At 39.4% G+C, this 3625-nt stretch carries 5 protein-coding genes; all 5 read right to left on the bottom strand.

What is annotated here, in order from left to right; genetic code table 11:
* Window positions 1-31: 31 nt before the first annotated feature.
* Complete coding sequence (locus tag QZ055_RS08635) at window positions 32-835, bottom strand: energy-coupling factor transporter transmembrane protein EcfT (protein WP_295826218.1); 804 nt, start codon at window positions 833-835, stop codon at window positions 32-34.
* Window positions 825-1685 carry an energy-coupling factor transporter ATPase gene (locus tag QZ055_RS08630; protein WP_295826215.1) on the bottom strand — a complete coding sequence of 287 codons (861 nt, stop codon included), beginning with the start codon at window positions 1683-1685 and terminating at the stop codon, window positions 825-827. Before QZ055_RS08630 ends, QZ055_RS08635 begins: the two co-directional genes overlap by 11 nt.
* Window positions 1685-2632, bottom strand: coding sequence for an energy-coupling factor transporter ATPase (locus QZ055_RS08625; RefSeq protein ID WP_295826212.1), 948 nt, complete (start codon window positions 2630-2632; stop codon window positions 1685-1687). Before QZ055_RS08625 ends, QZ055_RS08630 begins: the two co-directional genes overlap by 1 nt.
* A gap of 282 nt (window positions 2633-2914) precedes the next feature.
* Window positions 2915-3250 (bottom strand): 50S ribosomal protein L17, encoded by a 336-nt coding sequence (gene rplQ / locus QZ055_RS08620; RefSeq protein WP_004695155.1) that lies wholly within the window; start codon window positions 3248-3250, stop codon window positions 2915-2917.
* 12 nt (window positions 3251-3262) lie between these two features.
* Window positions 3263-3625 (bottom strand): DNA-directed RNA polymerase subunit alpha C-terminal domain-containing protein (locus tag QZ055_RS08615; protein WP_295826210.1); only part of this gene is annotated, 363 nt, incomplete at its 5' end.

The raw sequence follows: 3625 nt of genomic DNA, 5'->3' as shown, positions 1-3625 counted from the left end.
CCATCATAAGCAACTATGATTCGTATATTTCTCATAGACCTAACCACCACAATGCAATGAGTACAATGGTAATCAAAATAACAGCACCGACGCCAATATAATCAACATAAGTAACTTGTAGTTCCTTCATACGCGTACGATTTACGCCACCTCGATAGCAACGCGCTTCCATAGCAATAGCCAGTTCATCAGCACGTCTAAATGCACTGATGAATAAAGGAACCAATAAAGGTACCATATTTTTTGCCCGTTGAATGATAGACCCTGTTACAAAGTCTGCACCACGAGCAGATTGAGCTTTCATAATACGATCTGTTTCATCCAATAAAGTAGGAATGAAACGCAATGCAATGGTCATCATCATAGCCAATTCATGAGCTGGTACGCCAATACAACGGAATGGGTTTAGCAAATGCTCAATACCATCGGTCAAACGAATTGGTGATGTCGTATAGGTCAATAGGGAGGAGAACAAGATTAAAAAGATTAATCGTGCCGCCATTTGTAGACCCATAGCTAAGCCTTGATCTGTAATATTGATAATGCCCCATTGGAAAAGTGAATTACCTGGGGTCGTAAAGATATGAATACCCATAGTAAATACAATGATAATCCAAAGTGGTTTAATAGCTGACCACATCAAGCGTAATGGCAATCTTGATAACAACATAGCAAAGATGGTAAATGCCCCTACCAAGCCATATGCAAGAGGAGAGTTCGCTAAGAAGATGGCTACTACGAATATTGTGGTAGCAATAATCTTGGCACGAGGATCCATGCGATGCAAGAAGGAGTTTCCTGGGAAGTATTGCCCAATAGTAATGTTATTTAACATGGCTACCTCCTTCTAGAATGGCTTGTACTGCATCATCCACGGATAATACACGATTAGATACATCTAACCCTTGTTCACGCAAATATTCCATGGTTACAGACACGGGTGGTACATCTACGCCAACAGCTTGCAATGCATCTCGATGATGATTAAAGATATCCATCGGTTGTCCATCGAGAACGATACGACCTTTATCGAGTACCACGAGGCGAGATGCCATACGAGAAATATCCTCCATGTTATGTGATACAAGGATTACAGTAATGCCCTTTTCTTTATGAAGTCGAATGATTTCTTCAAAGATTTCTTCACGACCAAATGGGTCAAGGCCTGCAGATGGCTCATCAAGAACTAGGAAATCTGGATCCATAGCCACTACACCAGCGATGGCAACACGGCGCATTTGTCCACCAGATAGGTGAAATGGAGAGCGCTCCGCATAGGTGTCGTAATCAAGACCTACAAATTTCATTGCCTCCCGTACCCGTTCATCTACTTCATCAGCACTGAGGCCTAAGTTTTTAGGGCCAAAGGCAATATCTTCAGCAATAGTTTCTTCAAATAACTGATGTTCTGGATATTGAAAAACCATGCCTACCTTATGGCGCATCTTTTTAGCTTCCTCTGTAGAAGCACTAATATCTACACCATTAACGATAACCGTTCCTGTTGTAGGGTGTAATAAGCCATTTAAATGTTGTACAAAGGTAGATTTACCAGAGCCGGTATGACCAATGATGCCTAAAAACTCACCGTTTTCAACAGTAAGAGATACACCGTGAAGGGCTGTCTTTTCAAATGGAGTACCTACACCATAGGTATAAGTAATATTATCTAATACAATTGCCATTAGTGTGTGCCCTCCCCTCTTACTGGATTTACATCTTCATTGGTAGGAGAACTATTAGATTTAGCCCCTACATTATGATCACCTAGTAGTTGGTCAGCTAATTTAGAATGTTTAAGACCTACTGCTAATTCTTCATTATTGATGATACTTTTACCGATCTCATAACCTTTTTCATTTAATTTAAAAGCAATTTCAGACGCCACTGGAACATCAAGACCAAGACCTTTTAAGGTATCTACATGACTGAAGATTTCACGAGGAGTGCCATCATGTAATTTCACACCATTTTTCATAACTACTACACGATCAGCTGTGACAGCTTCCTCCATAAAGTGTGTAATGTACACGATAGTGATACCTTCTTCTTTATTGAGTTTATGAACTGTCTCTAATACCTCACGACGACCTTTTGGATCAAGCATAGCCGTTGGTTCGTCAAGAACGATACAATCCGGTTTCATGGCAAGTACGCCAGCAATAGCAATACGTTGCTTTTGACCACCAGACAACAAATGAGGACCATGCTCTCTATATTCAGTCATATTAACAGCCTCTAATGCTGCATCGACACGTTTTCTAATTTCAGCACTAGGAATTCCAAGATTTTCTGGACCAAAGGCAACATCTTCTTCTACGACAGCTGCCACAATTTGGTTATCCGGATTTTGGAACACCATACCTACATGTTGACGTATATCCCAAATGTGCTCTTCATCACGCGTATCATAGCCACATACATTGATATAACCTTCGCTAGGTTGTAATAACACGTTGAAATGCTTGGCTAGTGTACTTTTACCACTACCATTAGTACCGATAATACAAACAAACTCACCACGCTTGATGGATAAACTCACATCATTTAGTGCATGTACATCATTGCCATTTTCATCACTATAAATATGACTCATATGATTGACGTCAATCATAATGTCTTTTTCATTCATGGATAACCTCATATCTTTCTAGTCAATTTCGTCTTTGTGAAAGTATAACCTTTAAATTGTATATAACAGTATTGACCTATTAACAACAACAAATTAATGTAATCCACTGTATAGATTAAGCATTAATGATTGCCATAGATTTATGTGAAAAGGTTAACAATATTTATTCATTCTTTACGATAACTGCTAACATATTACGATATTATACTAATCGATTGTACCATAAAATTGACAATAAAAAAACGGTGCTGCAACATAAGTTACAACACCGTATGAGTTTGATTAAACTAACTCGATAATAGCCAAAGGTGCAGCGTCACCTTTGCGAAGACCAGTTTTGATTACACGAGTGTAACCACCTTGACGGTCTGCATATTTTGGAGCAATTGTATCAAACAATTTTTTTACTACGCTTTCATCCATGAGGTATGCAAGAACTTGGCGACGTGCATGAAGATCACCACGTTTAGCCAAAGTTACCATTTGATCAGCTAAAGAGCGAAGTTCTTTCGCTTTAGCTTCTGTAGTTTCAATACGCTCATATTGGAAGAAAGATGTTAACATGCTACGGAACAACGCTTTACGAGCGGAGCTGTCGCGGCCTAATTTTCTGTACATTCGTCTTCCTCCTTATTCGCCTTTTTGTTTAAGTTGAAAACCACCTGGATGATTGTTGAGTTTTTCCTCAATTTCATCGATGGATTTTTTGCCTAAATTGCGAACTTTTCCTAAGTCATCAATGGTTTTGTCTAGCAAATCTGCAATTGTATTAATGCCAGCACGTTTCAAGCAGTTATACGCACGAACAGAGAGTTCCAACTCATCGATGGAAATCTTTGCTGGGCCGTCATCTACAGCTGGTTCTTCATTATCGGAACCTACTGGATCAACAACGATACCGCCTTCACCTGTGTTTACATCTACAACATCTGCAGAGTGCGCTAATTTAGTGAAGTTCCCTAAATAACCAATCATAATGGCAGCAGATTTTGC

The organism is uncultured Veillonella sp. (genome assembly GCF_905209685.1).
Lineage (GTDB): Bacteria > Bacillota > Negativicutes > Veillonellales > Veillonellaceae > Veillonella.
Note: the sequence above shows the minus strand (reverse complement) of the source record. Positions and strands in the feature narration are given on the sequence as shown.

What these genes read in the sequence shown, in the direction of transcription:
- QZ055_RS08635 (WP_295826218.1), bottom strand. Translation starts at nt 835, where the DNA reads ATGTTAAATAACATTACTATTGGGCAATACTTCCCAGGAAACTCCTTC.
- QZ055_RS08630 (WP_295826215.1), bottom strand. Translation starts at nt 1,685, where the DNA reads ATGGCAATTGTATTAGATAATATTACTTATACCTATGGTGTAGGTACT.
- QZ055_RS08625 (WP_295826212.1), bottom strand. Translation starts at nt 2,632, where the DNA reads ATGAATGAAAAAGACATTATGATTGACGTCAATCATATGAGTCATATT.
- rplQ (WP_004695155.1), bottom strand. Translation starts at nt 3,250, where the DNA reads ATGTACAGAAAATTAGGCCGCGACAGCTCCGCTCGTAAAGCGTTGTTC.